At 24.4% G+C, this 26,193-nt stretch carries 25 protein-coding genes and 3 tRNA genes; 10 read left to right on the forward strand and 18 right to left on the reverse strand.

What is annotated here, in order from left to right; genetic code table 11:
• Positions 1-68 precede the first annotated feature (68 nt).
• The 10 genes from D8S97_RS02015 to flgB all read right to left on the reverse strand — a co-directional run bounded on the left by D8S97_RS02015 (position 69) and on the right by flgB (position 8,522).
• A complete protein-coding gene (locus D8S97_RS02015) occupies positions 69-1,703 on the reverse strand; it encodes a FlgK family flagellar hook-associated protein (RefSeq protein ID WP_158361227.1) in 1,635 nt (544 codons plus the stop codon).
• A 27-nt stretch (positions 1,704-1,730) separates the two neighbouring features.
• Positions 1,731-2,045, reverse strand: a complete 315-nt coding sequence (locus D8S97_RS02020; protein WP_158361228.1) for a rod-binding protein — start codon at positions 2,043-2,045, stop codon at positions 1,731-1,733.
• Positions 2,045-3,172: a flagellar basal body P-ring protein FlgI gene (locus D8S97_RS02025; RefSeq protein WP_261789568.1), complete on the reverse strand. Its 1,128-nt coding sequence runs from the start codon at positions 3,170-3,172 to the stop codon at positions 2,045-2,047. The genes D8S97_RS02020 and D8S97_RS02025 overlap by 1 nt, the downstream gene beginning before the upstream one ends.
• 182 nt (positions 3,173-3,354) lie before the next feature.
• A complete protein-coding gene (locus D8S97_RS02030; RefSeq protein ID WP_158361230.1) occupies positions 3,355-4,071 on the reverse strand; it encodes a flagellar basal body L-ring protein FlgH in 717 nt (238 codons plus the stop codon).
• Between the two features lie 80 nt (positions 4,072-4,151).
• The gene (gene flgG / locus D8S97_RS02035) at positions 4,152-4,934 is read right to left on the reverse strand and encodes a flagellar basal-body rod protein FlgG (protein ID WP_158361231.1); all 783 of its coding nucleotides are present in this window, start codon (positions 4,932-4,934) and stop codon (positions 4,152-4,154) included.
• Between the two features lie 17 nt (positions 4,935-4,951).
• Positions 4,952-5,701, reverse strand: a complete 750-nt coding sequence (gene flgF / locus D8S97_RS02040; RefSeq protein WP_158361232.1) for a flagellar basal-body rod protein FlgF — start codon at positions 5,699-5,701, stop codon at positions 4,952-4,954.
• Between the two features lie 25 nt (positions 5,702-5,726).
• A complete protein-coding gene (locus D8S97_RS02045) occupies positions 5,727-6,956 on the reverse strand; it encodes a flagellar hook protein FlgE (RefSeq protein ID WP_158361233.1) in 1,230 nt (409 codons plus the stop codon).
• A 55-nt stretch (positions 6,957-7,011) separates the two neighbouring features.
• Positions 7,012-7,692, reverse strand: a complete 681-nt coding sequence (locus D8S97_RS02050; RefSeq protein ID WP_158361234.1) for a flagellar hook assembly protein FlgD — start codon at positions 7,690-7,692, stop codon at positions 7,012-7,014.
• Between the two features lie 10 nt (positions 7,693-7,702).
• Entirely contained in the window at positions 7,703-8,113 is a 411-nt protein-coding gene (flgC, locus tag D8S97_RS02055; protein ID WP_158361236.1) for a flagellar basal body rod protein FlgC, read from the reverse strand.
• 7 nt (positions 8,114-8,120) lie between these two features.
• Complete coding sequence (gene flgB, locus D8S97_RS02060; RefSeq protein ID WP_158361238.1) at positions 8,121-8,522, reverse strand: flagellar basal body rod protein FlgB; 402 nt, start codon at positions 8,520-8,522, stop codon at positions 8,121-8,123.
• A gap of 282 nt (positions 8,523-8,804) precedes the next feature.
• On the opposite strand from flgB, the gene flgA reads away from it, so the two are divergent.
• Together flgA and flgN are read left to right on the forward strand one after the other, a co-directional pair.
• Complete coding sequence (flgA, locus tag D8S97_RS02065; protein ID WP_158361240.1) at positions 8,805-9,473, forward strand: flagellar basal body P-ring formation chaperone FlgA; 669 nt, start codon at positions 8,805-8,807, stop codon at positions 9,471-9,473.
• Between the two features lie 56 nt (positions 9,474-9,529).
• Positions 9,530-9,940, forward strand: coding sequence for a flagellar export chaperone FlgN (gene flgN / locus D8S97_RS02070; protein ID WP_158361242.1), 411 nt, complete (start codon positions 9,530-9,532; stop codon positions 9,938-9,940).
• Between the two features lie 17 nt (positions 9,941-9,957).
• Here flgN and pyrC read toward each other — a convergent pair whose 3' ends face one another.
• The gene (pyrC, locus tag D8S97_RS02075; RefSeq protein ID WP_158361244.1) at positions 9,958-11,007 is read right to left on the reverse strand and encodes a dihydroorotase; all 1,050 of its coding nucleotides are present in this window, start codon (positions 11,005-11,007) and stop codon (positions 9,958-9,960) included.
• A 149-nt stretch (positions 11,008-11,156) separates the two neighbouring features.
• Here pyrC and murJ point away from each other — a divergent pair, with 149 nt between their 5' ends.
• Together murJ and D8S97_RS02085 are read left to right on the forward strand one after the other, a co-directional pair.
• Positions 11,157-12,701, forward strand: coding sequence for a murein biosynthesis integral membrane protein MurJ (murJ, locus tag D8S97_RS02080; RefSeq protein ID WP_158361246.1), 1,545 nt, complete (start codon positions 11,157-11,159; stop codon positions 12,699-12,701).
• Positions 12,702-12,856: 155 nt separating this feature from the next.
• On the forward strand, positions 12,857-13,888 hold the full coding sequence (locus D8S97_RS02085; RefSeq protein ID WP_158361248.1) for an OmpA family protein: 1,032 nt from the start codon (positions 12,857-12,859) through the stop codon (positions 13,886-13,888).
• A 66-nt stretch (positions 13,889-13,954) separates the two neighbouring features.
• Here D8S97_RS02085 and D8S97_RS02090 read toward each other — a convergent pair.
• Positions 13,955-14,039, reverse strand: a tRNA-Ser gene (locus D8S97_RS02090).
• A 158-nt stretch (positions 14,040-14,197) separates the two neighbouring features.
• Here D8S97_RS02090 and D8S97_RS03130 point away from each other — a divergent pair.
• Both D8S97_RS03130 and D8S97_RS02095 read left to right on the forward strand, forming a co-directional pair.
• A tRNA-Cys gene (locus D8S97_RS03130) sits at positions 14,198-14,268 on the forward strand.
• A 22-nt stretch (positions 14,269-14,290) separates the two neighbouring features.
• Positions 14,291-14,375, forward strand: a tRNA-Leu gene (locus D8S97_RS02095).
• Positions 14,376-14,391: 16 nt separating this feature from the next.
• Here D8S97_RS02095 and rsmC read toward each other — a convergent pair.
• The gene (gene rsmC, locus D8S97_RS02100; protein WP_158361250.1) at positions 14,392-15,402 is read right to left on the reverse strand and encodes a 16S rRNA (guanine(1207)-N(2))-methyltransferase RsmC; all 1,011 of its coding nucleotides are present in this window, start codon (positions 15,400-15,402) and stop codon (positions 14,392-14,394) included.
• Between the two features lie 253 nt (positions 15,403-15,655).
• On the opposite strand from rsmC, the gene minC reads away from it, so the two are divergent.
• Genes minC through minE form a run of 3 tightly spaced genes read left to right on the forward strand, consistent with a single transcriptional unit; the run spans position 15,656 to position 17,476 of the window.
• Complete coding sequence (gene minC, locus D8S97_RS02105; protein ID WP_158361252.1) at positions 15,656-16,384, forward strand: septum site-determining protein MinC; 729 nt, start codon at positions 15,656-15,658, stop codon at positions 16,382-16,384.
• A gap of 25 nt (positions 16,385-16,409) precedes the next feature.
• Positions 16,410-17,222: a septum site-determining protein MinD gene (gene minD / locus D8S97_RS02110; RefSeq protein ID WP_158361254.1), complete on the forward strand. Its 813-nt coding sequence runs from the start codon at positions 16,410-16,412 to the stop codon at positions 17,220-17,222.
• 2 nt (positions 17,223-17,224) lie between these two features.
• Positions 17,225-17,476 (forward strand): cell division topological specificity factor MinE, encoded by a 252-nt coding sequence (minE, locus tag D8S97_RS02115; RefSeq protein ID WP_158361256.1) that lies wholly within the window; start codon positions 17,225-17,227, stop codon positions 17,474-17,476.
• A gap of 153 nt (positions 17,477-17,629) precedes the next feature.
• Here the strand turns inward: minE and tsaB are convergent, their stop codons facing one another.
• The 4 genes from tsaB to zwf all read right to left on the reverse strand — a co-directional run bounded on the left by tsaB (position 17,630) and on the right by zwf (position 23,190).
• Positions 17,630-18,295 (reverse strand): tRNA (adenosine(37)-N6)-threonylcarbamoyltransferase complex dimerization subunit type 1 TsaB, encoded by a 666-nt coding sequence (gene tsaB / locus D8S97_RS02120; RefSeq protein WP_158361258.1) that lies wholly within the window; start codon positions 18,293-18,295, stop codon positions 17,630-17,632.
• Positions 18,296-18,341: 46 nt separating this feature from the next.
• Positions 18,342-19,916: a TerC family protein gene (locus D8S97_RS02125; protein ID WP_158361260.1), complete on the reverse strand. Its 1,575-nt coding sequence runs from the start codon at positions 19,914-19,916 to the stop codon at positions 18,342-18,344.
• Between the two features lie 722 nt (positions 19,917-20,638).
• Positions 20,639-21,517 (reverse strand): protease HtpX, encoded by an 879-nt coding sequence (gene htpX, locus D8S97_RS02130; protein WP_158361262.1) that lies wholly within the window; start codon positions 21,515-21,517, stop codon positions 20,639-20,641.
• A 203-nt stretch (positions 21,518-21,720) separates the two neighbouring features.
• Positions 21,721-23,190, reverse strand: coding sequence for a glucose-6-phosphate dehydrogenase (gene zwf / locus D8S97_RS02135; protein WP_158361264.1), 1,470 nt, complete (start codon positions 23,188-23,190; stop codon positions 21,721-21,723).
• Between the two features lie 284 nt (positions 23,191-23,474).
• On the opposite strand from zwf, the gene pyk reads away from it, so the two are divergent.
• Positions 23,475-24,920, forward strand: coding sequence for a pyruvate kinase (gene pyk, locus D8S97_RS02140; protein ID WP_158361266.1), 1,446 nt, complete (start codon positions 23,475-23,477; stop codon positions 24,918-24,920).
• A 22-nt stretch (positions 24,921-24,942) separates the two neighbouring features.
• On the opposite strand, the gene mepM is transcribed toward pyk, so the two are convergent.
• The gene (gene mepM, locus D8S97_RS02145) at positions 24,943-26,184 is read right to left on the reverse strand and encodes a murein DD-endopeptidase MepM (protein ID WP_186821873.1); all 1,242 of its coding nucleotides are present in this window, start codon (positions 26,182-26,184) and stop codon (positions 24,943-24,945) included.
• Between the last annotated feature and the right edge of the window lie 9 nt (positions 26,185-26,193).

Raw genomic sequence — 26,193 nt, forward strand, 5'->3', positions numbered from 1 at the left:
ATGAAAAATAAAAACTTACTTTTTAAGTAAGTTTTTATTTTTTATAAAATATTTTTTAATTCTTAAAATTAACTATAACAATCAACAATTTCATTGAAAATTGTTTCAGCCATTTTTAGAATCTTAACATTTGCAAGATAACATTTTTGTTCATAGCTTAGATTTTGATAATTTTCATGAAAATTATCAGATTCTGATAACTTTTTATTTTTTAATATTTCAATCATGTTTCGTTTAAAAGGTACTTTTTCTTCAAGATCGTTACATTTGTAAGATATAGATTTTAAAAATTTTCGATAAGATTCATATAGTGTTTCTTTTTTGTTAACTATTTTTTCTTGGTTTAAATGATGTATTTTAATTGCATTATTTTTATTCATTTGACTTAAATCATTTGATGAAGATATTGAAAATCGATCATTTTTAACAATTAATAATTCTAGTTGATTCAAAGTTTTAGAATACGGTTTAATCATGTAAATATTACCTTCAGCATTATCTCCTTCTATTTTAAATTCAATTCCGTCAAAAGTAATATATGTGTTATTATCTTGTTGATATATATCTGATTCGACTACTGAACGATCTCTTAATCTTGTAACTGTCCAATGATTATTTTTTAAAAAAACTACATAATTAGTATCTTGTGCATCACTAGTCGAAACCCATTTAATAGAAGTAGGAAGATACGATTGATTTGTTGAGCTAGATATAATTTCTGGATTACTAATATTAAAAACTTGTTTTCCAAGATTTCCAAGAATATCATATCCTAATGTATGACATTCATTAATACTATCAGCAAAATTTATAGTCAATTGTCCAATTTTATTTCTTGCATTTTGTAGATCTTCTCTACGAAACATAAGAAGAGCACCTAAAGATGAACTCGGAATCATATGTTCCATTTTTTTTAATGTTTTTTCATTATCATCCCAATATCCTACGCTTATATATTTATCGTCAGTACTTGAAGTTAATGCAATTAAATTTTGTTTGTTATGATCATCAATAATACACATACCGTTATTTAAACATACTTTAAAAGAATTGTTTTCCTTAACTACTTTTACTCCTATTATATCATTTAATTCATCTATTAATTGATCTCGTTTATCTATAAAACTATCTACTCTATTAGGTAATTGAGCAGTAGGAAAAAATCGAATATCAATATTAGTATTATAAATTTGATTAATCAAAATGTTTGCTTTTTTTATTTTTTCTGTTATTGATTCTTTAACATCTTTTTCTAAGAAACTTAATTTTTCATCAAAATTTTTTAATTCACTAATGATTGTTTTTAAATTTTTTTCTATATTTTCATTAAATATGTTTACATTGTTATTAACAACATCATTTTCTATAGAAGAATACAATTGATTAATTAAAAGAGTAAAAATACTCGATTTTTCACCAAATAAATCTTCTAGTTTTAAATATTCTTCTATTTTTGTTTGTTCATCTTGTACTCTTTCGCTGATTTTTCGCTTTTCTTCTTTAATGAAATCATTGTAATCATCATATACTTTTTTTATTCGAACTCCTGCATTGAAATTAGGTTCATCTACAGTATCTTCTATAAAGATATTTTGTTTTATTTCGTCTTTATATTTTGGATTAATAATTTTGTTAGCAGTATTATTAATTAATATTTTTATTGCATTTATTCCAGTAATAGTAGAAGTTAATATAGAACTCATTTGGCTTCCTTTTTTGTAAAAAAATTATTATTTATATAATTTTTTTTGTTGAATTTGTTGTAAAATAATGTTTGTTAATCCTATACCCTTACTAGTCATTTCTTTTGAAATTTTTTGGTCGTAAACTTCAGTGTAAAGACGACTTTGATTACTATCTAATAAGTTATCTTGTGTTAAAGAATTTCTCATACTTTTTAATAACATTTGAATAAAAATACCTTCTACCTCCTTTGCTATTTCTAGTTGATATTTTTTAGGATTATTTTTCACTTGATATTTTAAATCACTAACAAATTTTGCTCTGTAGTTTGTTATATTAAATAAAGATAGATCATTTTTCATCAAACTATTTCCAATTTAGCATGAAGACAACCGGCATTTTTCATTAATTGTAGAATAGATATCAATTCGTCAGGTTTTGTTCCTAAAGAATTTAAGACTCGAACAATATTATTTAAACTAGTATTTTTAAAAGAACTATTACTAAAGGAATTATTACTAATATAGTTTCTGTTAATGATATTTTTTAAAAAACTTTCTTTTTCATGTTTTCTAAATGTATCTAGAAAACTTGAAGTAACATTTTTTTCTTCTTTTTTTTCTATTAGTATTGATAAATCTCCATGAGAAACAATACAAGTTCCTAATCTTACTTCTTGATTGATAACAACTGATCCAGTTCGAGGATTAACTATAACTTTAGCTTCTTGAGATGGCATAGAAATATCTATATTTTGAATATTAGATAACATGTGAACTTGTATCGTATTATTAGGATATGTATTTAACTGTACTGTTTTAGAATTTAAAGCTGTTGCTGTATCTGGATATTGCACATTGATCATATCACTTATTTTTTGTGCTATACTAAAATCTTCTTCATTTAATTGTAAATTAATTATTTTTTTCTTTCCGAAATCAGTATTTATTTCTCTTTCAATTGTTGCACCATGATTGATTCTTCCTGAATTTACTTGATTTGAAAAAATAGAATTATTTTTTTTTTGAGAATTATTTTTTTCAGATACTAGTACATTTCCTTGAGCAATAGCATAAATTTGATTGTCAGTACCCTTTAGAGGAGTCATTAATAATGTCCCACCCTTAAGGCTTTTTGCATCGCCCATTGATGATACTACTACGTCTATCTGCTCTCCTGTATGACTAAAAGGAGGTAAGTTTGCTGTAACTATAACAGCAGCTACATTTTTTAAATGCATATTAGTCTCAGGAGATACAGTTACGCCCAATTGCGATAGCATGTTATGCAATGATTGATTGGTAAATGGGGTTTGTGTTGATTGATCACCTGTACCATCTAAACCTACTATTAAACCGTAGCCAATTAATTGATTATCTCTTATACCTTCAATACTAGTTAAATCACGTATTTTTTCAGCATATGTAAAAGAACATAAACTTATTAAAATACAAATAATAAATTTTAATAACGATATTGTCTTAGACATAAAATACCTTATATTCATTTACTTTATTTATTCTATTTCTATATCTATTATATATAAAATATATCATCTATGATAAATTTTTTTTTTAATAATTTTTCTTTAATAAGTTTTTCCTCATAAAGGATTTATACGATCCTTTATGAGTTTTATTTAAAAAAATCAATTTTTAAAAATTTTTATGATTAAATAGGTGAAATTTTTAATAGAAATCGCTGTAACCACCCCATTTTTTGAATATCGTTAATACGATTATTACTTACGTATTCAATACGTGTGTCAGCAATTTGAGTAGAAGCAACTAAATTATTTTTATTTATATGATTAGGATTAATGACACCTGAAAAACGAATGAATTCTATACCTTGATTAATAGCCACTTGTTTTTCACCAATTACCTTTAAATTCCCGTTTGGTAGTACTTTCTGAACAGTAACTGTAATTAGACCAGTAAATGTATTTTTAGCGGAATTACTTCCCTTTCCTGAAAAGTCATTTTTTCCTATACTATCTATTCCTGTTTTGTTATCATTCATATTAAATCCCAATACAGGATTTAATTTTCCAGGTGTTACTGTTACACCTACATTTGCTGTTCCATCACGAGTTAAATTTGAAGAAGAACTATTGCTAGCGCTTATATTTTCTTGTAATACAACAGTTATTGTATCTCCTATATTATGAGATCTATGATCTTCAAAAAGGGGTTGATATCCATAATTTGTAGGTATTTTTTCTTGAAATAAAGAACCATTCTTAATTTTGGGTATCATGTTAGGTGCTACAGCAGTTGTAATACCATTAACTAAAGGTTTATGTTCAACAGAAGCGCAACTTTGAATGATTATTATAAAGAAAGCAGTCAAATAATATTTAATTTTATAACTAAATAATTTTACCACGGAAAAACAATCCTTAATGAAAACATATTAAAATAGATGTTTTTTAAAATTTATTGATTTATGATAAAAAAAATCAATTTTTATAGTTGAGATAATTTTTGTAGCATTTGATCTGAAGTATTTATGGATTTACTATTAATTTCATATGCACGCTGTGTTTGAATCATATTTACCAGTTCTTCAGCAACATTAACGTTTGAAGTTTCAACATATCCTTGATACAGTAAACCTGTACCGTTTAATCCAGGTGTGGTATCTATAGGACTTCCAGATGCTTGTGTTTCTTGATATAAATTCTCTCCTAAACTCTCTAATCCAGAATGATTAACAAAATTAATTAAATTCAATTGACCAATAGAAATTGGTTGAGTTTGTCCTTGTATTGTTACGCTGACAATACCATCTCTTCCTATATTCATGTTTATTGAGTTAGGTGGAATATTAATTTCAGGAACAATAGGAAAACCACTATTAGTTACTAATTGACCATTTTGATCTAGTTGAAAAGAACCATCTCTAGTATATGCTACGTTACCATCTGGTAGTTGTACTTGAAAAAAACCAGGTCCATTAATAGCTACATCTTTTGAAGAATCAGTTTTAGAAAGATTCCCTTGACTATAAATTTTTTCGGTGGCTACTGGTCTGACTCCTGTACCTAATTGTAATCCGGATGGTAAGGTAGTATCAATCGATGAATTTGCCCCTGCTTGTCGTATTGTTTGATACATTAAATCTTCAAATACTGCTCTAGAACGTTTAAATCCATTTGTACTTACATTAGCTAAATTATTGGAAATCACGTTCATGTTTATTTGTTGAGCATCCAGACCTGTTTTAGAAATCCATAAAGAAGGAATCATTTTTTTATCCTTTTAACTTAATTGTTAATATTAAATAATTGATTGGCATATTCTGTATTTTGGTCACATATAGATATAATTTTCATGTTCATTTCAAATTGTCTAGCATTTGAAATCATATCAATCATGTTTTTTGTTGGATTCACATTACTTGCTTCTAACATTTCTGTTTGTATACGTACACTACTATCATGAAGAATATTGTTATATTTGTTTAAATTATCTTTTTTAAGATAAAATAAACCATTTTCTTTTTGTATCAGATTATTATTTGGCAATCGTACTAATTTCAATGATCCTATTGTTGATTCTATAATACTATCTTTAGTTTTATTAATTTTTTTAATTATACCATTTGATGAAATTTTTAAATTTACATTATTTGGTATTTTTATGTTTCCATGATTTCCTATTACTTCATGATTTTGAACAGTAAGCTTTCCTTCTTGATTTATTTGTATATGACCATTTTTTGTATATGCTTCTTGACCATTTATATCTTTTATTGCTAGCCAACCGTTATCTTTAATAACTAAATCTAGTTTTCTTTGAGTATGAATTAAAACTCCTGGATAGAAATTATAATATTCCCTTACATCTTGATCATATGTTTTATATAGATTTCGAACGTTTTTATCTTTTATAAAAAAATTAAATGATTCTTTAAAACCAACTGTAGATATATTTGCTAAGTTGTTAGCAATTACTGCTTGTTTATCTAACAATTTAATAGCAGCATTCATAGATTCATATATTGCTTTTTCCATTTGATAACCCAATTTAGTTACAAAGTTATTTTAAATTAACTAACGTATTAATTATTTTATCTTCTGTTTTAAAAGCTTGAGCACTAGATTGATAATTACGTTGTGCAACAATCATGTTAATTAATTCTTTATTTAAATCAACATTGGATGATTCTAAAGATTTTGTATACAATATACCAAAACCTTGGTCTCCAGCAGCTCCTATTTTTTCCTTTCCAGCTTCATTTGTTGCTGACCAAATACTACCACTTTCAGGTTTTAATTTTTCTGGATTAATAAATTTAGCTAAAAATATTTGTCCTATTTTTTGTTCTTGTGCGTTTGTATATTGTCCAATAATTTCACCATTATTTAAAATGTCAAAATGTTTTAAAGAACCTTCTGAATATCCATTTTGAGACAATTCTATTGAAGGAACATCAGTTTCTGATGTTTTAAGAGTACATTCTAAATTTAAAGTAATTTCATCTAAAATAATATTTTTAGAATTTTTTGATGTAATTTGTAAAGAAGAATTAGAAATTAAATTGCCTTCAGAATCAAATTTTAAAATAAAATCATTGTTAATGATTTCATCAACTGGAGCTTTTTCATCATTTAATTTTATGTTTAGTTTCCATTGATTCTCGTCAATTTTATTAAAGGAAATATTGACTTTTTGAGGATTTGCATTTTGATCATAAACAGTAATACTGTGTATTTCTGAGTTATAAATATCATCATTTATTCCAGTTATACTGTTTGTAGAATTAAGATCGCTTATTAAATTGGCTTTTAACTTGATTTGATTTGTTGGTTTTGCTCTTAATACATTCGATTTTCTTAAATTAATAGGTTCTAGATTAGCTACATTGTTTAAATCATTTTTTAAATCAAGTTGATTTTGACCAGTTAAGTACATTCCTTGTCCATTAACAATATTTTTGTTTTTATCAAGTAAAAAATGACCGTTTCTTGTATAATGTACATAACCTTTAGAATCTAAAACTCGAAAAAAACCATCTCGTACAATTCCTAAATCTAAATCTCGATCTGTTTGAACTAATACTCCATCACTAAAATTTTGAACTAAATTGGAAATTCCAACACCAGATTTTGTAACTTGATTAGAATAAAATGAATGAGAAACTATATCAAAAAATGAAGGAGTACTGGATTTAAATCCGATAGTAGAAGCGTTTGCTATATTATTCGAGACAATATCTATATAATCATTATTAATCATTAATCCATTGATAGCTTCTATAATTGACATATAATTTTTTCCTTAATAATTTTTCATATAAAAATTTTGTCAAATTAAATTATCTTTATTTAAGAATTTTACGAATTTTTGATAAAGTTATAGTTCCCATTACTCCTAAATCAATAATTGGATCGCTTGAAGAAGAAGTAATAATACTGTTTACTAAAGCTTCACTTAAAATTTGTACAGGAACTTCCCTGTTGTTATTTTTAGCTGTAACAACAACATTATATTTTTCAGTCTTCATATCTTTTTTGTCTAAATTTTTACCATCCCATATGAAACCATATATACCGGATTTTAAATTTTTTGTTTCTTTAACGTGTATAATTTTTCCAGTATTATCAGTTATTTTTATATTTACTATGTTTGCATCACTAATTAATTCTATCCCGAACTTAGTTTCAACACCTTTAGTATGTACAATTTGAGAACTTGGTATCATTACATGATGTCCAATTAATGAAGATACCTGTATGTTTTGACTTTGATTAATTTTATTAGAAAATTTTCCAACAGTATTGTTTAATTTTTCAATTCCTGTAGCTGTATTAATTTGAGCTAGTTGTGATGTTAACTCAGTGTTTTTGATAGGATCTGTAGGATCTTGATTTTTAATTTGTGCCATTAATAGACTTAAAAAATTTTTTTGTAAATCTAGTGCATTAGAATCATTTTTTAAGTTATTACTATTATTTGCAATAATGTTGTTATTTATAGAAGAATTAATATTAACAGTGCTCATTTCTTCTTCCTTATTCTCCAATTGATAATGTTTTCATTATCATAGACTTTGCAGTTTTTACTACTTCTATATTGGCTTGATAATTTCTCGAAGCTGAAATATGATTTATTGTTTCTGTAACTGGATTAACATTAGTTTTTAAAACATATCCTTTCTTATTAGATAAAGGATTACTTGGATCGTATATTAATTGCATTGGATTAGGATCATTTATTATAGAAAAAACTTTTACTCCGCCGATTAAAGAATTTTTTAATGGATCTAATTTAAAAATAACTTTTTTTGCAGTATATGGATAAAATTTTCCATCTTTACATATGATGCTTTCTGAGTTAGCCAAATTACTAGCAATAACATTTATTTTTTCTGATTGAGCTGTCATAGCTGAACCAGCAATATTAAGTATATTTAATAAAGACATAATTTTTTTATCCCTTTAATACATGCATTATATTTTTAATTTCATTTTTTATGAAAACTAAATTTTCTTCATATTTCAAAGTATTTTTTATAAATTCTATTCTTTCTCGATTCATATCTACTGTATTTCCATTTGATTTAATTTCTTTTTTTACTATAGGTTTAACTTCGAACATAAAAAAATCGTTTTTTTTTGGATTTAGATGATATAAGGAAGTTTTTTTTAAAGGAATAGCTGAATTATTTTTTTTTATTATTTTTTCAATTTCATCTTTGAAACTGATATCCATTGCTTTATAGTTTGGTGTATCTGCATTCGCTATATTTGACGATAAAATTTCTTCTCTTTTAGAGTAAAAATTTAGTATTTTTTGATTAAAATCAAACATTTTATTTATTTTATTAAACATTTTTTATTCCTAGTATTTTTTATTGAAAATAAAGTTTTATTTTTTTAATAAAGAAACGTTTTAACGTTAAATTATGTAATGTAATATGAAATAAAGTTTTAGATGATTAAAATATAATTGTATTATAGATTTTTAAGAAATTTACTTTGTCCAATAAATTTATATTATACCTTTATTAGATATTTTGTATCAAGCAAAGAACCTTAAAAAATATAATATACTTATTAAACAACATTGATAGGTTTAATATTAATTTATATTGCTCAATAATTAAGGAAAAAAATGAAACTAATAAAAATATTTTTTTGTTTATTCATCTTTTTTTTATTTTCTAAGTCTTTTAAAGCTAATGCGTATAGTTTAAGTGATCAATTAAATAATTTTTTTAAAAAAGAATATGCTCTTAAAACAAAGAATATAAAAACAATAATACATACTCCATTAAAAAAAAAATTTTTTTGTAAAAAACCTATTTTTTCATTGGTGAATAATATTCATGATTTTGGAATACTTGATATTCTCTTAACTTGTGGAGATCAACATCATTATTTACAAGTTGAATTACAAGCGGAAGGGGAATATGTTATAGCCAAGAAAAAAATACCTAGGGGGACAAAAATCAGAGAAGAAGACTTAGAAAAAATAGTAGGACGATTAGATACACTACCTCGTAGTACATATTTTAATAAAAAAGATGTTATTAATAGAGTTAATTTACGCGATATTTTTCCCTTTCAACCTATTACTTCTTTTATGACTCGTCCTTTTTGGTTGGTTAAAACTAATCAACAAGTTACTGTAAAAATGAAGGGAATTGATTTTGAAGTTGTTTTTGTAGGTAAATCTTTAAGCAATGGTGCTAAAAAACAGAAGATACGTGTACAAATAAAAAATGGTAAGGTTTTAACTGGAATAATTAATGAAAATGGTGAAGTCATAGTTTTTTTATAAAAATGAAATAAAAAATTCTATGTAAAGTGTAATTTAAAAATGAGTATTCCAAAAAAATGAAAAAATTATTAAATATACTTAAAGAGATGAAAGAAAATATTATTTTCTTAGAAGACCTAATGAACCAAGAATATGATAATTTATTAAAATCTAAAACTAACATAAAAAAAATAGAATTAATTATAGAAAAAAAAGAGTTTTTTTTAAAAAAAATTTCGTTTTTAAAACAACAAAAATCAGTTATAGAAAATCAATATAATATTTTTCCACCTTACTTGCCATTCGATGAATTGCATCTATGTTGGAATGAAATTGTTTCTAAATGTTCTTTACTCAAGAAAAAAAATATACAAAATAAAATTGTTTTAAATCAAAAATTTTATTTAAATCAAAGATTTTTAAATATTTTTCAAAAAAATGAATTAAATAAAAATAATATTACATATGATTTTGATGGTAATTTATAAAAATCAAAAATTTATTTTTAAGATTCAATAGACCAATCTAATTTTTTTCCAGCTAAAAAAGGAATAATAACATTATTTCCAATATTGATTTTTTTTAAAATTTTATGAGGTTTTTTTACAAGTGTAATTGTTTCTTTATTAATTGGCATATTATAAAAGTTAGGTCCGTTTTCAGAGCAAAAAGATTGAAAATATTTTAATGCGTTTATTTCTTCAAAAATGCTAACATAACATAACAAAGAAGATGGAGCATTAAATATACCTGCACAACCAAAATTGTTGATTTTATTTTGATGAAAATGTGGAGCGCTATCACTGCCTAAAAAAAAATGTTTACTACCACTTGATATTGCATTTCTTAAAGCTATTTGATGTTTTTTTCTTTTTAAAAGAGGTAAACAATAAAGATATGGTTGAATTCCATTACTGAACATATTATTTCGGTTTAACATCAAGTGATGTGGTGTAATAGTACCAGCTAAATATGAAGAATTAGATTCCTTAATATACGATATAGCTTCTTCTGTTGTAACATGTTCTAGTATTATTTTTAATTCTGGAAAATGCTTACGTAACGGTATTAATGTATTTTCAATAAATTTTGCTTCTCTATCATATATATCAATATTTGGATCAGTTTCTTCTCCATGAATGAGCAATGGCATTTTAATGTTTTCCATAATCTTCAATAGATGATAAATTTCTTTAATATGTTTTATACCGTTTTTTGAATTAGTTGTGGAACATTTGGGATATAATTTTGCTCCTACAAATATTTTTTTAGCAAAACCTTGTTTTAATTCTTCAGGAGATGTTTTCTTTGTCAAATAACATATCATTAATGGTTTGAACGTAGTATTTGGTTTCATAGAATTTAGAATTCTACGACGATAAGACATTGATTTTAAACAATTTGTAATAGGTTGATCCAGATTAGGCATAATTATTGCACGTTTATAAAATTTTCCAGTGTATTGAGAAATTTTTTTTAAAATCTCATTGTCTCTTAAATGTACATGCCAATCATCAGGTTTTATAATTGTTATTTTTTTTAACAGTTTAGACATTTTAGTTTTGATGAATATTAAGAAATAATTTTATATTAACATTTTTTTATTAAAAATACTTTGCAGATACAAACATATTTATTCTTTAAAAAAATTAATTTTGAATCATAATTATAATATTTTAACCTCATAGGTTAGGTTAATTTCAAATGAATATTCTAAAATGTTTAGTGTCAGTAAGTGTAATGACATTAATATCACGTGTATTGGGGTTTCTTCGTGATCTTTTAATTGCTCATATATTTGGTGCTTCTATATTTACTGATGCGTTTTTTATAGCTTTTAAAATTCCTAATCTATTGCGTCAAATTTTTGCTGAAGGAGCATTTTCTAAATCTTTTATCCCTATTTTAATAAATTACAAATCCAGAAAAGATAAAGAATATATACAAGAATTTATTAGGTCTACATCTGGTTTAATGATATTAATTTTAACTATTATTGTAATTTTAGGAATCATTTTTTCTAATTATCTTATTATTGTTAATGCTCCGGGATTTTCCAAATCACCTGATAAATTACAATTAGCTTGTACTTTATTAAAAATAATGTTTCCTTATATTTTATTTATTTCTTTATCTTCATTATGTTCATCTATTTTAAATAGTTGTAATGATTTTTTTATTCCTTCTTTTTCTCCTATTATTTTAAATATTACTATTATAGTTTTTTCATTTTTTTTTAATAATTATTTTGAACCTTCTATTATTTCCTTGGCATGGTCTGTAATTATAGGTGGATTTTTTCAGCTATTTTATCAATTTCCATTTTTGTACAAAATAAATATGTTGGTTTTTCCTAATATTAATTTTAAAAATATTGGTCTTTTAAAAGTTTTAAGAAAAATGGGACCTTCTATTTTAGGTTCTGGTGCTAATCAAATTTCTTTAATCTTTAATACTATTTTTATTTCTTTATTAAACCCTGGTTCAATATCTTGGATGTATTATGCTGATCGACTAATTGAATTTCCAATAGGTATTATAGGAGTATCCTTAAGTACCATCTTATTTACGTCTTTTTCTAGTACTTATTCGAATAATACTAAATCAGAATATAAAAAATTGCTTAATTGGGCGATTCGTTTTAGTTTGATTTTATCTTTACCTATTTCTGTTATATTATTTATGTGTTCAAAACCATTAGTTATCATTTTATTTCAATACGGGAAATTTACAAATTTTGATGTTTTAATGACGCAAAAAGTACTAGAATTATATTCTTTTGGTTTAGTTTCTTTTATTTTAGTTAAGATTTTAGTTTCAGCTTTTTATGCTTATCAAGAAGTAAATATTCCAATGCGAATTTCAATTTTAACATTATTTTTAACACAATTAATGAATCCATTTTTTATTTTTTATTTTCAGCATTCAGGTCTTGCTTTGTCTTGTAGTATAGCTAGTTGGATAAATTTTATCTTACTTTATTGGAAAATGTACCAAAAAAAAATAGTTAATTTTAAATTAAACAATTTTATTTTTATTTTTCGTCTATTAATTGCAATATCAGTAATGATATTTTGTCTAATTGTTATGTTATATTTTATTCCTTCTTGGAAGATTGGTTCATTTTTTGATAAGATAATACGTTTATTTACTATTTTATTGGTTTCTGTAATAGTATATTTAATTACTTTATATTTTTTAGGGATACGAGTATTAAATTATTCTAGTCAATTATTTCAAAAAAAATAATTTTATACTAAAAAATTAATTTAAATATGTTATTTTAATACTAATATAATATTTATAATATAATTCGATATTATATATTTTTTCTATCAAAGATATAAAATATTCTATATATTTCTTATTATTTTCAATTTATTTAATTAAAAACGGAGTTTCAAATGAAAAAAAAAGTTCTTACTACTATTTTTTTGTTAGTAAGTTTAGTTACGGGTATTCGAGCCAAAGAAAACAATGGCTGGTATTTGGGTACTAGAATGGGTTGGTCTAATTTTAATATTTTAGAATATAAAAATGAAAACACAACAGAAAAAAACATAAAAGATAAATCAGGAGCACCGCTTTTTGGACTATTTTTAGGTTATGAATTTAATCCGTATTTTTCTTTTGAAATAGAAAATGATACAACAGGGTTTTCTCCTCATTTAATCTTTCAAAAAAATCAAAAAAATACACAACCTAATAGCATTCAACTTGCTACAAAAATATCATATCCTATAACAGACGATTTTAATATTTATACCCGATTAGGTGGAATGATGTTTTGGGATAATTTGTCTTCTAAACAAGAATTAAAAAATATTTTTACTAAAGAGAGTAAATTATTCCCTAATTTATCTTTAGGTGCTGAATATGTATTCAATGAAAGATTCATCACTAGATTTGATTATACTTGGAAAAATAATGTCGAAAAAATCATGAATTTATCTATGAAACCTACTTTAGGAGATTTTGTTCTTTCTTTTGGATGGAAATTTGGAAAATCTAGTATAAATGACATTTTTTCTTCATATATTCCTGAATCATCAAATCAACAATATGTTGCCCTCAACGAAAATATTAATTTTCCCTTTAATAGTACAGAATTAAAACCTATATCTAATGAAAAATTACAAAAATTACAAAAAGAAATAAAAAATATTAAATCAAAAAATATTTTTATTATGTTATCTGGTCATGCTGATAAAATAGGAAATAAAAAATACAATCAAAAATTATCTGAAGATCGTGCATACAGCATTAAAAATTATTTTACTTCACACGGTATTTCTCAAGATAAAATAACTGTTCAAGGGATGGGAAATGAATTTCCTCTAACTAATCAGATATGTAAAGACATATCCAGTAGACCTTTGTTAATCAGCTGTCTGGCTCCTGATCGTCGTGTGGAAATTGAAGTTTTGTCTGATTAATAAAATATATTTAAGTATAAAAATATTTTAAAGAGATATTCTTTTATTTTACTTTTTTATTTTTTTCGGAGAGAGAGAGATTCGAACTCTCGGATGATTTCTCATCGGCGGTTTTCAAGACCGCTGCCTTAAACCACTCGGCCACCTCTCCAGGTAAAAGATATTAAAAATATGTAAAATATTTTATAATACTAAAACATTATATTAGTTAATGTAAAGACATTTTTTTATTTTTTAATTTTAAATGTTTTATTAATAAAATTTTGTTTGTAATTTTGTTTTTTTTTTTCTATAATATATTTAAATAAAGGCGTGTTGACAGATTGGCTATGTAGCGGATTGCAAATCCGTATAACCCGGTTCGATTCCGGGATACGCCTATAAAAATTCGTTTTCAATAAAGCCCGGATGGTGAAATTGGTAGACACAAGGGACTTAAAATCCCTCGGCTTTTAAAGCTTTGCGGGTTCAAGTCCCGCTCCGGGTATAAAAAATCATATTTTTTATTTTAAAAAAGCCTGATAAATTTTATATTTATTGTTTTTTTCTATTATAAAAAATTTAGAAAAAATTTTTTTTAAATAAAAATCATAGCTAAAACATTGATTTGTAACAAATCTTAATTCTCCGTTTTTCTTTAAAAACTTTGTAGAATTAAATATTATTTTTTTTGTTATATTAAAATTTGTTTTTAAGTCATCATGAAAAGGTGGATTAGAAATAATCATATTAAATTTTTTAAAAACATTCGAATAGATATTACTCGATAATACTTCTCCCTTAAAAAAATTTGCATTAAGAGTAGCTTGACTTGATATTAATGCCGATGTTTTTCTATCGATCATTGTTAAAAAACAGTTAGGCGATTTTCTTAATACAGATACTGATAAAAAACCTGACCCACATCCAACATCTAATATTTTTCCATTAATTTTTTTACAAAAAGTAGATGCAAGAAATTTACTTCCTTCATCTATTTTTTTATGACCAAAAACACCTGGTAGGGATTTTATAATTAAATTTTTCCAAATATGTGTTTTAAAAAAACTTTCTAATATAAATTTCGTTTTTTTAAAAATAATACCTGACATTAAAATAGAGTGGTTTGCATTATCTATTTTTTTTAGTTTGACTGATTCTTCTAATATTAACTTTGCACTTTTTACTCCACTTGAATTTCCTCCTACAATAAAAATTTCACTTTCAATAGGAAAGTGAGATAGTAAATGAAATAATTGGAATTTTGCTTCAGATTTATTTTTAGGCCAATAATAAATTAATGTATTATAGTCTTCAACAATGTTTTTTGAAACTAACAATTCACGATAAAAAGTAATATTTTTATTGTCATTTATTTTTTTTAAATTTTGACTTTTTTGAAAATGTATTTTAGTTTTTATAGTTGATAAATTTATAGGTAATTCATCGTCTATATTTCCTGAAAAAAAAACTTTCCTATTTTTAAAAATTTTTTGATGACGTAATATAAGTTGACTGTTTTTAGAAAATATCAATATTTTTTTCCTTGTAAATTATAGAAATTTGATAAATCTAAACTATAATGTTTTTTATAAAGTTAGAAATTAATTTAATTTTATTCCAATCAAAGCATTTTTTATTTGTAATAATTTTAATAAAAAATAGAAATTGTTATCATATAATATTTATATTATAATTTAATTGAAATTAATATTTTTTTAGTTTTTCATAATAACAACACAATTTATATTTGATGTGCATATAATTAAACATTATTGAGCAATATATATGCAAAAAACGCCTATTGAACTGAAAGGTAGCAATTTTACATTATTAGTGCTGTATTTAAATACTAATAATATAGATTTAATTAGTAAATCGCTATATAAAAAAATTCAAGAATATCCTCAATTTTTTAAAAACGCCCCTATTATTGTTAATGTATCAAATTTACTGAATCAAGTAAATTGGAAAAAAATACAAGAAATTATTATTGCATATGGTTTTTATATTGTAGGTGTAAGTGGATGTAAAGATAATTACTTTAAAAAAATTATTATTGAATCAGGTTTACCTGTTTTATTAGAAGGTAAAAAAAGTAATACTAATAAAGATTTAAATTCTTTTTATCATGCTTGTACTTTAAAAAAAACAAAAAATGAACAACGACTACGAGTTAAAAAAATAGAAAAAACTCATATTATCAATACGCCTGTTCGTTCAGGACAAAAAATTTATGCTAAATATTCTGATTTAATAGTGATAAATAATGTAAGTGCTGGAGCAGAGTTAGTTGCTGATGGTAACATTCATATTTATGGTGCAGTTCGAGGTAGAGTACTTGCTGGTGCTAATGGAGATGTCACAAGTAAAATATTTTGTACAACATTGTTTGCTGAATTAATATCAGTATCAGGTCAATATTGGTTATCAGATCAAATACCATCACATTTTATTGGAAAATCAGCTCAAATTTACTTGAAAAATAAATTTTTAACTATTAATTCTCTCAGTTAAGTCTGTTTTTTTAGGAAATTTTTATATGACACGGATTATTGTAATTACTTCAGGGAAAGGAGGTGTAGGTAAAACCACTTCAAGTGCTGCTATTGCGACTGGTTTAGCGCGAAAAGGAAAAAAAACAGTTGTTATAGATTTTGATATAGGATTAAGAAATTTAGATTTAATAATGGGATGTGAGCGTAGAGTAGTATATGATTTTATCAATATTATTCAAGGCGATGCTAAAATTCAACAAGCTTTGATTAAAGATAAAAAAACAAATAATTTATTTATTTTACCAGCATCACAAACTCGAGATAAAGAATCATTAACATATTCAGGAGTAGAAAAAGTTTTAAATCAACTTGTAAAAATGGAATTTGATTTTATTATTTGCGATTCACCTGCAGGAATTGAAACTGGTGCCATTTTAGCGATATATTTTGCCGATGAAGCAATTGTAACTACTAATCCAGAAGTATCTTCAGTTCGGGATTCTGATAGAATCTTAGGTATTATCTCATCTAAATCAAGAAGATCTGAACAAAATATAACTCCTATAAAAGAATATCTTTTATTAACACGTTATAATCCGACACGTGTTAAAAAAGGAGAAATGCTAAGTATGGAAGATGTTTTAGAAATACTTCGTATACCAATTATTGGTGTAATTCCAGAAGATGCTTCTGTTTTACGGGCGTCTAATCAAGGTGAATCTATTATTTTAGATGAAACTTCTAATGCAGGAAGTGCTTATTTTGACACAGTTAATCGATTGTTAGGTGAAAATCATAAATTTCGCTTTATTGAAGAAGAAAAAAAAAGTTTTTTACAACGTTTATTCGGGAGATAGGTATGGCTTTATTAGATTTTTTTTTATCCCGGAACAAAAACACAGCTCATGTTGCAAAAGAAAGACTACAAATAATTGTTGCAGAACAAAGAAAGTTTAAAGGTGAACCACATTATTTCCCCCAGCTAAAACGTGAAATACTTTCTGTGATTTGTAAATATGTAAATATAGACCCTCATATGGTCACAATACAGTTAGAACAAAAAAATGAAGATATTTCTGTATTAGAATTAAATATTATTTTACCTGATTAAGTTTTTAAAATAAATAATAAAAGATGTTATTAATTCGTATGAATATTTTATCAAATTAAATATATATTCTATATATAAAATAATAATTCGATATAATCAATACTGAACTATACTTAATACTTCAGTATTGATTTTTTTAATCCTTAAATAATTTTAAAATAAATTATCTAAATAATTATTACTTGTTTTAGTACGGTGTAGAAATTCTTGATTTTTAATTTTTAGTAAACAAAATGGAATAATATCTTTTGCATTAGGATGTAACATTTCTTTTTTTTCAAATTTTAAAGTATTTTCCCATTTAATTTTTTCCCATCCATTTCCAACCAATGTCCATTTTTTTTGAAATGTTTTTATTTTTTTTTCTATTTCATTTATTTTAACTAAAGATTCTGTGTGTTCTCCTGTCCATAATAAACTATCATTTTTAATGTATCTCCCCCAGTATACCTCTCCTATTTTAGCATAAATTGCAACTAATATTTTCTTTTTTTTATATTTTCGCCATGCTTGCTCAGCTAAAATAGACAACGTTGAAATACCAAATATAGGTATTTTTAAACTTAAAGATAAACTTTGTGCAATACCTATTGCAATACGTATTCCAGTAAATTTTCCTGGTCCTTTTGAAAAAGCTACATAATTTAAATCCTTTAATGTAATTTTTGCATTTATTAGTACTTTTTGAATCATTGGTAATATTTTTTTGGTGTGTTCTTTTTTACAATTTTCTGATAATGAGTAAATTATTTTTTTTTTATATATAGCAACTGAACAATAATCAATTGAAGTATCAATAGCTAAAATTATGTCAGACATATTTTGCTCAAAATAAATTTAATAAAATTTTTATTTAAATAAAAAATTATTGAGAAAGCTCTTTATTTGTATCTTGATTTTTAGTTATCCTAACTAAATCGATACGATATTCTGTAGCTTTAACAATATAAAAAGAAAAAGAATTAATATAAATTGTCTCTCCTGGAAGAGGTAATTGACCTTTTTGAGAAATTAATAATCCTCCTAATGAAGCGCAGTCATCTTCTTTAATTAATTCTTTAGTATTAAGTAATTGTTGTAAAGAATGTAAATCTGTTTCTCCTTTAACTAGCCAACTATTTTGTTCTTTTATAATATCTGGAGTTTCATCAGCGTCTGGAAATTCTCCTGCTATAGCTTCTAAAACATCTAAAGGTGTGATTAATCCTTGAACAACGCCAAATTCATTGCTTACAATTACAAAACTACCTTGAGCTCGACGAAGTACTCCAAGTAAATTAATAGGATCAAGAGTATCTGGTATTATAATAGGTGGTATTTGAGAAGCAAATTTATAAACGTCTATATTTTTTTCAATAGCGACTAACAATTCTTTAGCTCTTACGATACCTATTATTTCATCTAACTCTCCTTTACAAACTGGAAATAAACTATGAGGTGTGTCTAATAATTGTAACCGAATTTCGTTGATTTTTTTTTCTGTATTTACCCATGATATATTACTTCGTGGGGTCATAATACTTTTAATAGATCGACCAGCTAAGGTAAGAACTCCATTAATCATATATTTTTCTTCATCTTTAAAACTTTCTGTTTCTAATGAAGATGATAGTACTATTTCTTCTTTATTATCAGTTTTTATTCTTGTTTTATTTTTGTTTTTTTCTCTTATCATTAAACGTAAAATAGCTTCAGCTGCTCTTTGTCTCATAGGTTTTCTAGATTGGTTTTTCATAAAATTATGACGAGCAATTTGATTAAAAATTTCGATTAAAATAGAAAAACCTATTGCTGCATATAAGTATCCTTTGGGGATATAAAATTTTAAAGATTCAGCAACTAAACTAAAACCAATCATTAGTAAAAAGCTAAGACATAGTACTACTACAGTTTGATGAATATTAATAAAATTTGTTAATGCTTTTGATGCTAATAACATTAATATCGTAGCTAATATAACTGCTATCATCATAATTAATAATTGATTTACCATCCCAACTGCTGTAATTATTGCATCTAGAGAAAAAACAGCATCTAATATAACTATTTGAATTACTACTGCCCAAAAACTAGCGTAATTTTTATTTTCTGTCTTTTCATGATCTTTATTTTCTAATCTTTCATGCAATTCAATTGTAGCTTTGAATAAAAGAAACAAACCACCAATCAGTAATATTAAATCACGTATTGACAAAGAAAAAAAATTATTGCTGATAATAGGAGAATTAAGTGTTACCACCCAAGATATCAATGATAATAATGCTAATCGCATAATCAAAGCTAATCCTAAACCAATTAAACGTGCTTTGTCTCTTTGATTAGGAGGTAATTTTTCTGATAAAATTGCTACAAATATTAAATTATCAATCCCTAAGACTACTTCTAAAATAACTAATGTTAACAAGCCGGCCCAGATTGACGGGTCTAAAAAAAACTCCATCAGAAAAACTCCGTAAAAAAAATAGGACAGCCCAATATTTAATATATCTAAATATCTAAGATATAATATAATTTGAGATTATATCAAGAAAATTAAAAAATAGTTGAGATACAATATGGACCATATTTGATTAAATAGATTTCGCGAGACTTCATTTGTATGAAGTTAGAAGTTGTTATGTTTAATTAAGCTATAGAGAAATAAAAAATTTTATTTTAAATTTAATAAATTTTTTTAAAAAAAATATTTTTTTAAAATAAAATAAGTATTTAGTAAAGTATATTTTTTATAATAAACTATTTTAGTTTCTAGTAATTTTTGGACTTTCAATTTTATTTTTTTTAATTATTTTTAAGATCAGTTTATCTATTGTGAAAAAATAAAGAAAATTATTTTCAACTATTATTTTTTCTGGTTTTTTATAAAATTTAGTTTAATTTATTTCCTTAATAAAATTTATTATTTTTAATATTTTCTAAAAATAGAAATTAGGAAAATAAACATCAATGATTTTTATAAGATATGAATTTAAGAATTTTAAGAAAAGTTTTATTAATATTTTTTAATTTTAAAAAATAATTTTGTATATTATAAACATTTTTACATTAAAAAACAAGTTTAAATCATTACTTAAAAAGTATTTTTTTATAAATTTTTTATCTCTTAATAGAAAAATTTTCTACTAAGAGAGGTAATTTTTTTGTATTTTTTGTTTCTTCTACTTACATATATTTCTTATTATTTAGAGCCTGTATTCTTTTATCTAAAGATGGATGAGAGGCAAATAATTCTATAAATGAATTAGATTTTCCATTAATACAAAATGCGATAATACTATCTGATTCTTGAGGTTCATGGCTTGATTTTAAACGATTTAAGGCAGAAATCATTTTTTCTCGACCAACTAATTTTGCTGAACTTGCATCAGCATAGAATTCTCGATTTCTAGAAAACCACATAGTAATAACACTTGCAAGTACGCCAAAAATTATTTCTAAAAATGTAGAAATTAAAAAAAATAAAAATGAATCTTTTCCGTCTTCACTGTTTTCATTTTTATTACTTGATAATAAGCTGCTTAATGCTTGCGAAACAATACGAGATATAAAGATTACAAAGGTATTTACAACACCTTGAACTAAAGTCATCGTAATCATATCACCGTTTGAAATATGACTAATTTCATGAGCAATTACTGCTTCTGCTTCATTACGTGTCATATTTTCTAATAATCCTGTCGAGATAGCAATTAAAGCTGAGTTACGACGGGCACCTGTAGCGAATGCATTGATATCAGCTGCTTCATATATTGCTATTTGTGGCATAATAATATTTTTTTTTATAGATTGTTGACGAATAGTATCAATTAACCAACGTTCTGTTTCGTTACTGGGATGATTGATAATTTTACCATTTACAGAACGTAATGCAATCCATTTAGACATCATAAGTGATAAGATAGATCCACTAAAACCAAATAGACTTGACATAATCAACAAACCATAAACACTTTCAGATTCAATTCCTGTCAAAGCAAGAATTAAACTAAATGTTGACATAACTGCTAGATTAGTTAATAAGAAAAGAATAATACGTATCATAAGATATTATCTTCCTCAATTTTAGATAAAATAGTTTTAATTAAAAAAGGAAATTTAATTAAACAAAATATAAAGGTGTTTTTTTAAAAAATATTTAAATTTATAGTATTAATTATTGAAAATAAAAGTATTAAAAAATAATTTTTTAAGCTAACATAATTTTCTTAATTAAGTCAAGATAGATAGATTATTTAGAGTTAATTTTAATTAAATGTTTCCCAAAATCGACCATCTCGCATAATGATTTCGTCTGAATTTTTTGGTCCCCATGTACCAGATTTGTATAACTGTAGAGTATTTGTTTTTTTCCAGCTATTTATTATTGGATCAATCCATTTCCATGCTTCTTCTACTTCATCTCGACATACAAATAATGATTGTATTCCTCTCATACTTTCAAATAGTAGTCTTTCATAAGCATCAACAAAATTTTTAGTATTGTTTATATTAAAATAATTACATTCCATTCTATCATTTATTAATTTATATTCCTTACTAAGCCCTGGTACTTTTTTTAGAAATTCTATTTTAATACTTTCATTAGGTTCTAAACGTATAATTAATTTGTTAGGTGGTAAATTTTTATTAAATTCTTGAAATAGGTTATTAGACATTTTTTTAAACACAACAACTATTTCAGAGTATTTATATGCTAAACGTTTACCTGTTCTTAAATAAAATGGAACTCCACACCATCGATGATTATCAATATCAACTTTAATTGAAACAAATGTTTCTGTTTTACTATTTTTGTTTGCACCGTTCTCTTCTACATAGGAAGGTACTTTTCTACCGTTTATAACTCCAGATGCATATTGACCTCTTGCTGTTTTAATATTTATTTCGTTTAAATGAATTTTTTTTAAAGAACGAAGTATTTTTAATTTTTCATCTCTTATACCTTCAGGTGTAATATTTTTTGGTTGATCCATCGAAACAATTGTTAGAATTTGCAAAAGATGATTTTGTATCATATCTCGTGTTTGTCCCATCTGATCAAAATAATTCCATCTATTTTCAATACCAACTTCTTCAGATACAGTAATTTGAATATGATCAATTATTTTGTTATTCCAACTATGAAAAAAAAATGAGTTTGAAAAACGTAATGCTAGAAGATTTAATATCGATTCTTTTCCAAGATAGTGATCAATTCGAAAGATTTGTGATTCTAAAAAGTATTTAGAAATTTGATTATTAATTTTTTTTGATGTTTCTAAAGATATTCCTAATGGTTTTTCTATTATGATTCTTGATGGAAAATAATTTAAATTAACTTTTCCTAATCCTGAAAAAATAGCGTTAAATGTATTGGGGGGGACTGCACAATAATAAATAATTATATTTTTTTTTTCGTGTAATATTTTTTTTAATTCTAAAAAATAAATATCCTTAGATACATCAATATTAAAAAAATTTAAACGTGAACTTAATTTTTTCCAAATATTTTCATCAAATTTTTCATTTAAAAATTTTTTTATTGCTTTTTTTACCACATTTATATAATCTTCTGTATTCCAATCAGCACGACCTGCACCAATTATACGTGTATCTGGATGTATTTTTTGAGATTTTTCTAATTTGTATAAAGCTGGTAATAATTTTCTTCTTGCTAAATCTCCTTTTGTTCCAAAAATAACTAGATCGCAAGCTTGATTAGTTTCTGTAATCATAATTTTCTCTTCGAAATTTAAAATATATGTATCGTTGTTACATTTTGTAATTTTAAAAACATTTATATGTTAAAATATGTATTATTTAAAAATTTTTAAAAAACTGTTTTTTACTGATTTTACTAAATAAACAAAAAAATATAAATGAATATTTCACATACTTATTTGAGTTTTTATGGTTTTATTTAAATGCGTATTATTAAATTCTCTATTCTTTCATATTTCTATTATTTTTTTTAAAGGTTAAAGTTATATATAATTAATACAATATTAAGAGGTTTTTTATGTTAAATCGTTTAAGAAGAACTAAAATTGTAGCAACATTAGGACCTTCTACAGATAAAGAAAATAATCTTGAAAAGATTATTTTATCTGGAGCAAATGTCCTTCGTTTAAATTTTTCTCATGGTTTACCTCACGAACACAAAAAAAGAGCAAAAGAAGCAAAAGAAATAATGTTTAAATTAAACTGTCATATTGCTCTATTAGGTGATTTACAAGGACCAAAAATTAGAATTTCTAAATTTAAAAAAAATAATATTTTTTTAAAAGTTAATGATACGTTTATATTAGATGCAAATTTAAATGAAAAAAGTGGAAATAATGAAAGAGTTGGAATTGATTATAAAAAATTACCAAATGATTTAAATATAAATGATATTTTGTTATTAGATGACGGAAGAATACAGTTAAAAGTAATAAAAATTAATAATTTTGAAATATTTACAAAAGTTATTATAGGTGGTGTACTTTCAAATAATAAAGGTATTAACAAATTAGGTGGTGGCTTATCAGCAAATGCATTAACAGAAAAAGATAAAAAAGATATAATTCTTGCCTCTGAAATTGATGTAGATTATTTAGCTGTATCTTTTCCTCGATGTGCTGAGGACCTAATCAAAGCTAGAGAATTGTTAAAAAATTCTGGTAGTGATGCTAAAATTATAGCTAAAATAGAAAGAGCTGAAGCAGTTTTTGATCAAAATTCTATAGAAAGTATAATATTATCTTCAGATGCGATTATGATAGCTAGGGGAGATTTAGGCGTTGAAATTGGCGATGCTGAATTAGTAGGTATTCAAAAAAAATTAATTAGAACAGCTAGAAAATTAAATAAAGTAGCAATCACAGCTACACAAATGATGGAATCTATGATTTTAAACCCTTTACCTACTCGAGCAGAAGTGATGGATGTAGCAAATGCCGTGTTAGATGGTAGTGATGCAGTTATGCTTTCTGCAGAAACTGCATCTGGTAAATATCCATCGGAAACTGTTATAAATATGGCTAAGGTATGTGAGGGAGCAGAAAAAGTTCCTAGTATTAATGTTTCTAGACATCGTCTTGATGTAGAATTTCAAAACATTGAAGAAGCAATTGCTATGTCATCAATGTATGCTGCTAATCACTTAAAGGGCATTACAGCAATTATCACTATGACTGAATCTGGTAAAACAGCATTGATGACTTCTAGAATTACTTCTGGATTGCCTATTTTTGCTTTATCAAAACATAAAAAAACTTTAAATCTAACTGCTCTTTATAGAGGTGTTATTCCTGTTTATTTTGATAGTAAAAAAGATGGTGTTAAAGCAGCTAATGAAGCTATAATTCTTTTATGTAAGAAAAAATTTTTATTTAATAATGATTTAGTCATTGTTACTCAAGGTGATATAATGGGGAAAATAGGTAAAACAAACACGAGTAGAATTTTAAAAGTTATGTATTAAAATTTTTTAGGTCAAAATTAAATTATTTTAATTTTGATAGTATTTTTTTAGATTCTTGCAGATACCTTATTCTTTCTTTTTTTGTTAACTGTTGTAAAAAAATACATTTTGCTTTTATAGGATCTATTGCATGATGATTAATCCAAATTTCATAATGTAAATGTGGACCAGTAGTACGACCAGTGTTACCTGAAAAAGCTATTATTTGACCTTTTTTAACTTTTTGACCTACTTTAACTAGAATTTTTTTAAGATGCATATATCTGGTAGTATAATAGTTATTATTTTTTAAAGAAATGTAAAAACCTGCAATTTTATTAAATTGTGCTTTTATAATTTTCCCATTACTAGTGGCAATTACAGGAGTACCTTGAGGCATAGCTAAATCTATTCCTAAATGACGACTAATACGATGAGTTACTGGATTAAGACGATGTAAGTTAAATGGAGAAGAAATTCGATATTTTTTCAAAAATGAAAAATTTATAGGTTCTTCTGATTTATTAAATCCATTAGCGTCGTAGAATCTTCCATTCTGTGCTTTTATTGAAAAATATTCCTTATCTAAATTATCTAATTTTATACCTAATAATGTTTTGCTGGTTTTTTTATTATTTGTTTTTTTGTTTAAAAAAATTAAATGAAATTTACTACCAATATTTAATTTATGAAAATTAATTTGCCATTCTATTGCTTCTATAATAGTATTTATTTCAGATTGATTTAATCCTGCTTGGTTAGCACTTTTAAAAAAATTAGAATTTTTTTTAATATAAATACTTTTCTTTTCTAAAACAAAATCTGATTTATTATATTTAAATTCATTTTTATATCTTTTGTATATTTTTTTTTGAAATTTAGAAATATACCATTTTAACGTGATTAAATTTCCTAATTTATCTCTTTTCCAATAAATTTTTTGTCCAATTTTTAGATTATTTAAATTTTTATCTGATTTAATTAATTGCAATATATCATTTATTTTTACTCCTGATTTTTTTAATAAGACACTAATTTTATCTCCATAAGTAACAATATTTTCATATGTTTTTAGATATTCTTTAATTTTTTTAAATTTTTTAAATTCTTTTTTTTGCTGTAAATTTTTTTGATTTAAAAAAGATTCTTCTGTATTTGTTAAAAAATTACAATTAGATAGTAGTATAAGAATTATTATAAAGATAATATTTATTAAAATTTTAATTATTTTAGAAAAAATTTTTTGATTAAAGAATACGAAAATTGTTTTATAGATCTGCTGCACTTTTTTTTC

It is taken from the genome of Buchnera aphidicola (Rhopalosiphum maidis) (assembly GCF_003671935.1).
GTDB lineage: Bacteria > Pseudomonadota > Gammaproteobacteria > Enterobacterales > Enterobacteriaceae > Buchnera > Buchnera aphidicola_AL.

Bases quoted from the DNA above. Each gene is read 5' to 3' on its own strand.
- murJ (WP_158361246.1), top strand. From the start codon at position 11,157: ATGAATATTCTAAAATGTTTAGTGTCAGTAAGTGTAATGACATTAATA.
- D8S97_RS02125 (WP_158361260.1), bottom strand. From the start codon at position 19,916: ATGGAGTTTTTTTTAGACCCGTCAATCTGGGCCGGCTTGTTAACATTA.
- D8S97_RS02025 (WP_261789568.1), bottom strand. From the start codon at position 3,172: ATGTCTAAGACAATATCGTTATTAAAATTTATTATTTGTATTTTAATA.
- pyrC (WP_158361244.1), bottom strand. From the start codon at position 11,007: ATGTCTAAACTGTTAAAAAAAATAACAATTATAAAACCTGATGATTGG.
- minD (WP_158361254.1), top strand. From the start codon at position 16,410: ATGACACGGATTATTGTAATTACTTCAGGGAAAGGAGGTGTAGGTAAA.
- minC (WP_158361252.1), top strand. From the start codon at position 15,656: ATGCAAAAAACGCCTATTGAACTGAAAGGTAGCAATTTTACATTATTA.
- D8S97_RS02050 (WP_158361234.1), bottom strand. From the start codon at position 7,692: ATGAGCACTGTTAATATTAATTCTTCTATAAATAACAACATTATTGCA.
- pyk (WP_158361266.1), top strand. From the start codon at position 23,475: ATGTTAAATCGTTTAAGAAGAACTAAAATTGTAGCAACATTAGGACCT.
- D8S97_RS02015 (WP_158361227.1), bottom strand. From the start codon at position 1,703: ATGAGTTCTATATTAACTTCTACTATTACTGGAATAAATGCAATAAAA.
- flgG (WP_158361231.1), bottom strand. From the start codon at position 4,934: ATGATTCCTTCTTTATGGATTTCTAAAACAGGTCTGGATGCTCAACAA.
- zwf (WP_158361264.1), bottom strand. From the start codon at position 23,190: ATGATTACAGAAACTAATCAAGCTTGCGATCTAGTTATTTTTGGAACA.
- flgN (WP_158361242.1), top strand. From the start codon at position 9,530: ATGAAAAAATTATTAAATATACTTAAAGAGATGAAAGAAAATATTATT.
- flgC (WP_158361236.1), bottom strand. From the start codon at position 8,113: ATGTCTTTATTAAATATACTTAATATTGCTGGTTCAGCTATGACAGCT.
- flgB (WP_158361238.1), bottom strand. From the start codon at position 8,522: ATGTTTAATAAAATAAATAAAATGTTTGATTTTAATCAAAAAATACTA.
- D8S97_RS02045 (WP_158361233.1), bottom strand. From the start codon at position 6,956: ATGTCAATTATAGAAGCTATCAATGGATTAATGATTAATAATGATTAT.
- htpX (WP_158361262.1), bottom strand. From the start codon at position 21,517: ATGATACGTATTATTCTTTTCTTATTAACTAATCTAGCAGTTATGTCA.
- minE (WP_158361256.1), top strand. From the start codon at position 17,225: ATGGCTTTATTAGATTTTTTTTTATCCCGGAACAAAAACACAGCTCAT.
- flgA (WP_158361240.1), top strand. From the start codon at position 8,805: ATGAAACTAATAAAAATATTTTTTTGTTTATTCATCTTTTTTTTATTT.
- D8S97_RS02085 (WP_158361248.1), top strand. From the start codon at position 12,857: ATGAAAAAAAAAGTTCTTACTACTATTTTTTTGTTAGTAAGTTTAGTT.
- D8S97_RS02020 (WP_158361228.1), bottom strand. From the start codon at position 2,045: ATGAAAAATGATCTATCTTTATTTAATATAACAAACTACAGAGCAAAA.
- flgF (WP_158361232.1), bottom strand. From the start codon at position 5,701: ATGGAAAAAGCAATATATGAATCTATGAATGCTGCTATTAAATTGTTA.
- tsaB (WP_158361258.1), bottom strand. From the start codon at position 18,295: ATGTCTGACATAATTTTAGCTATTGATACTTCAATTGATTATTGTTCA.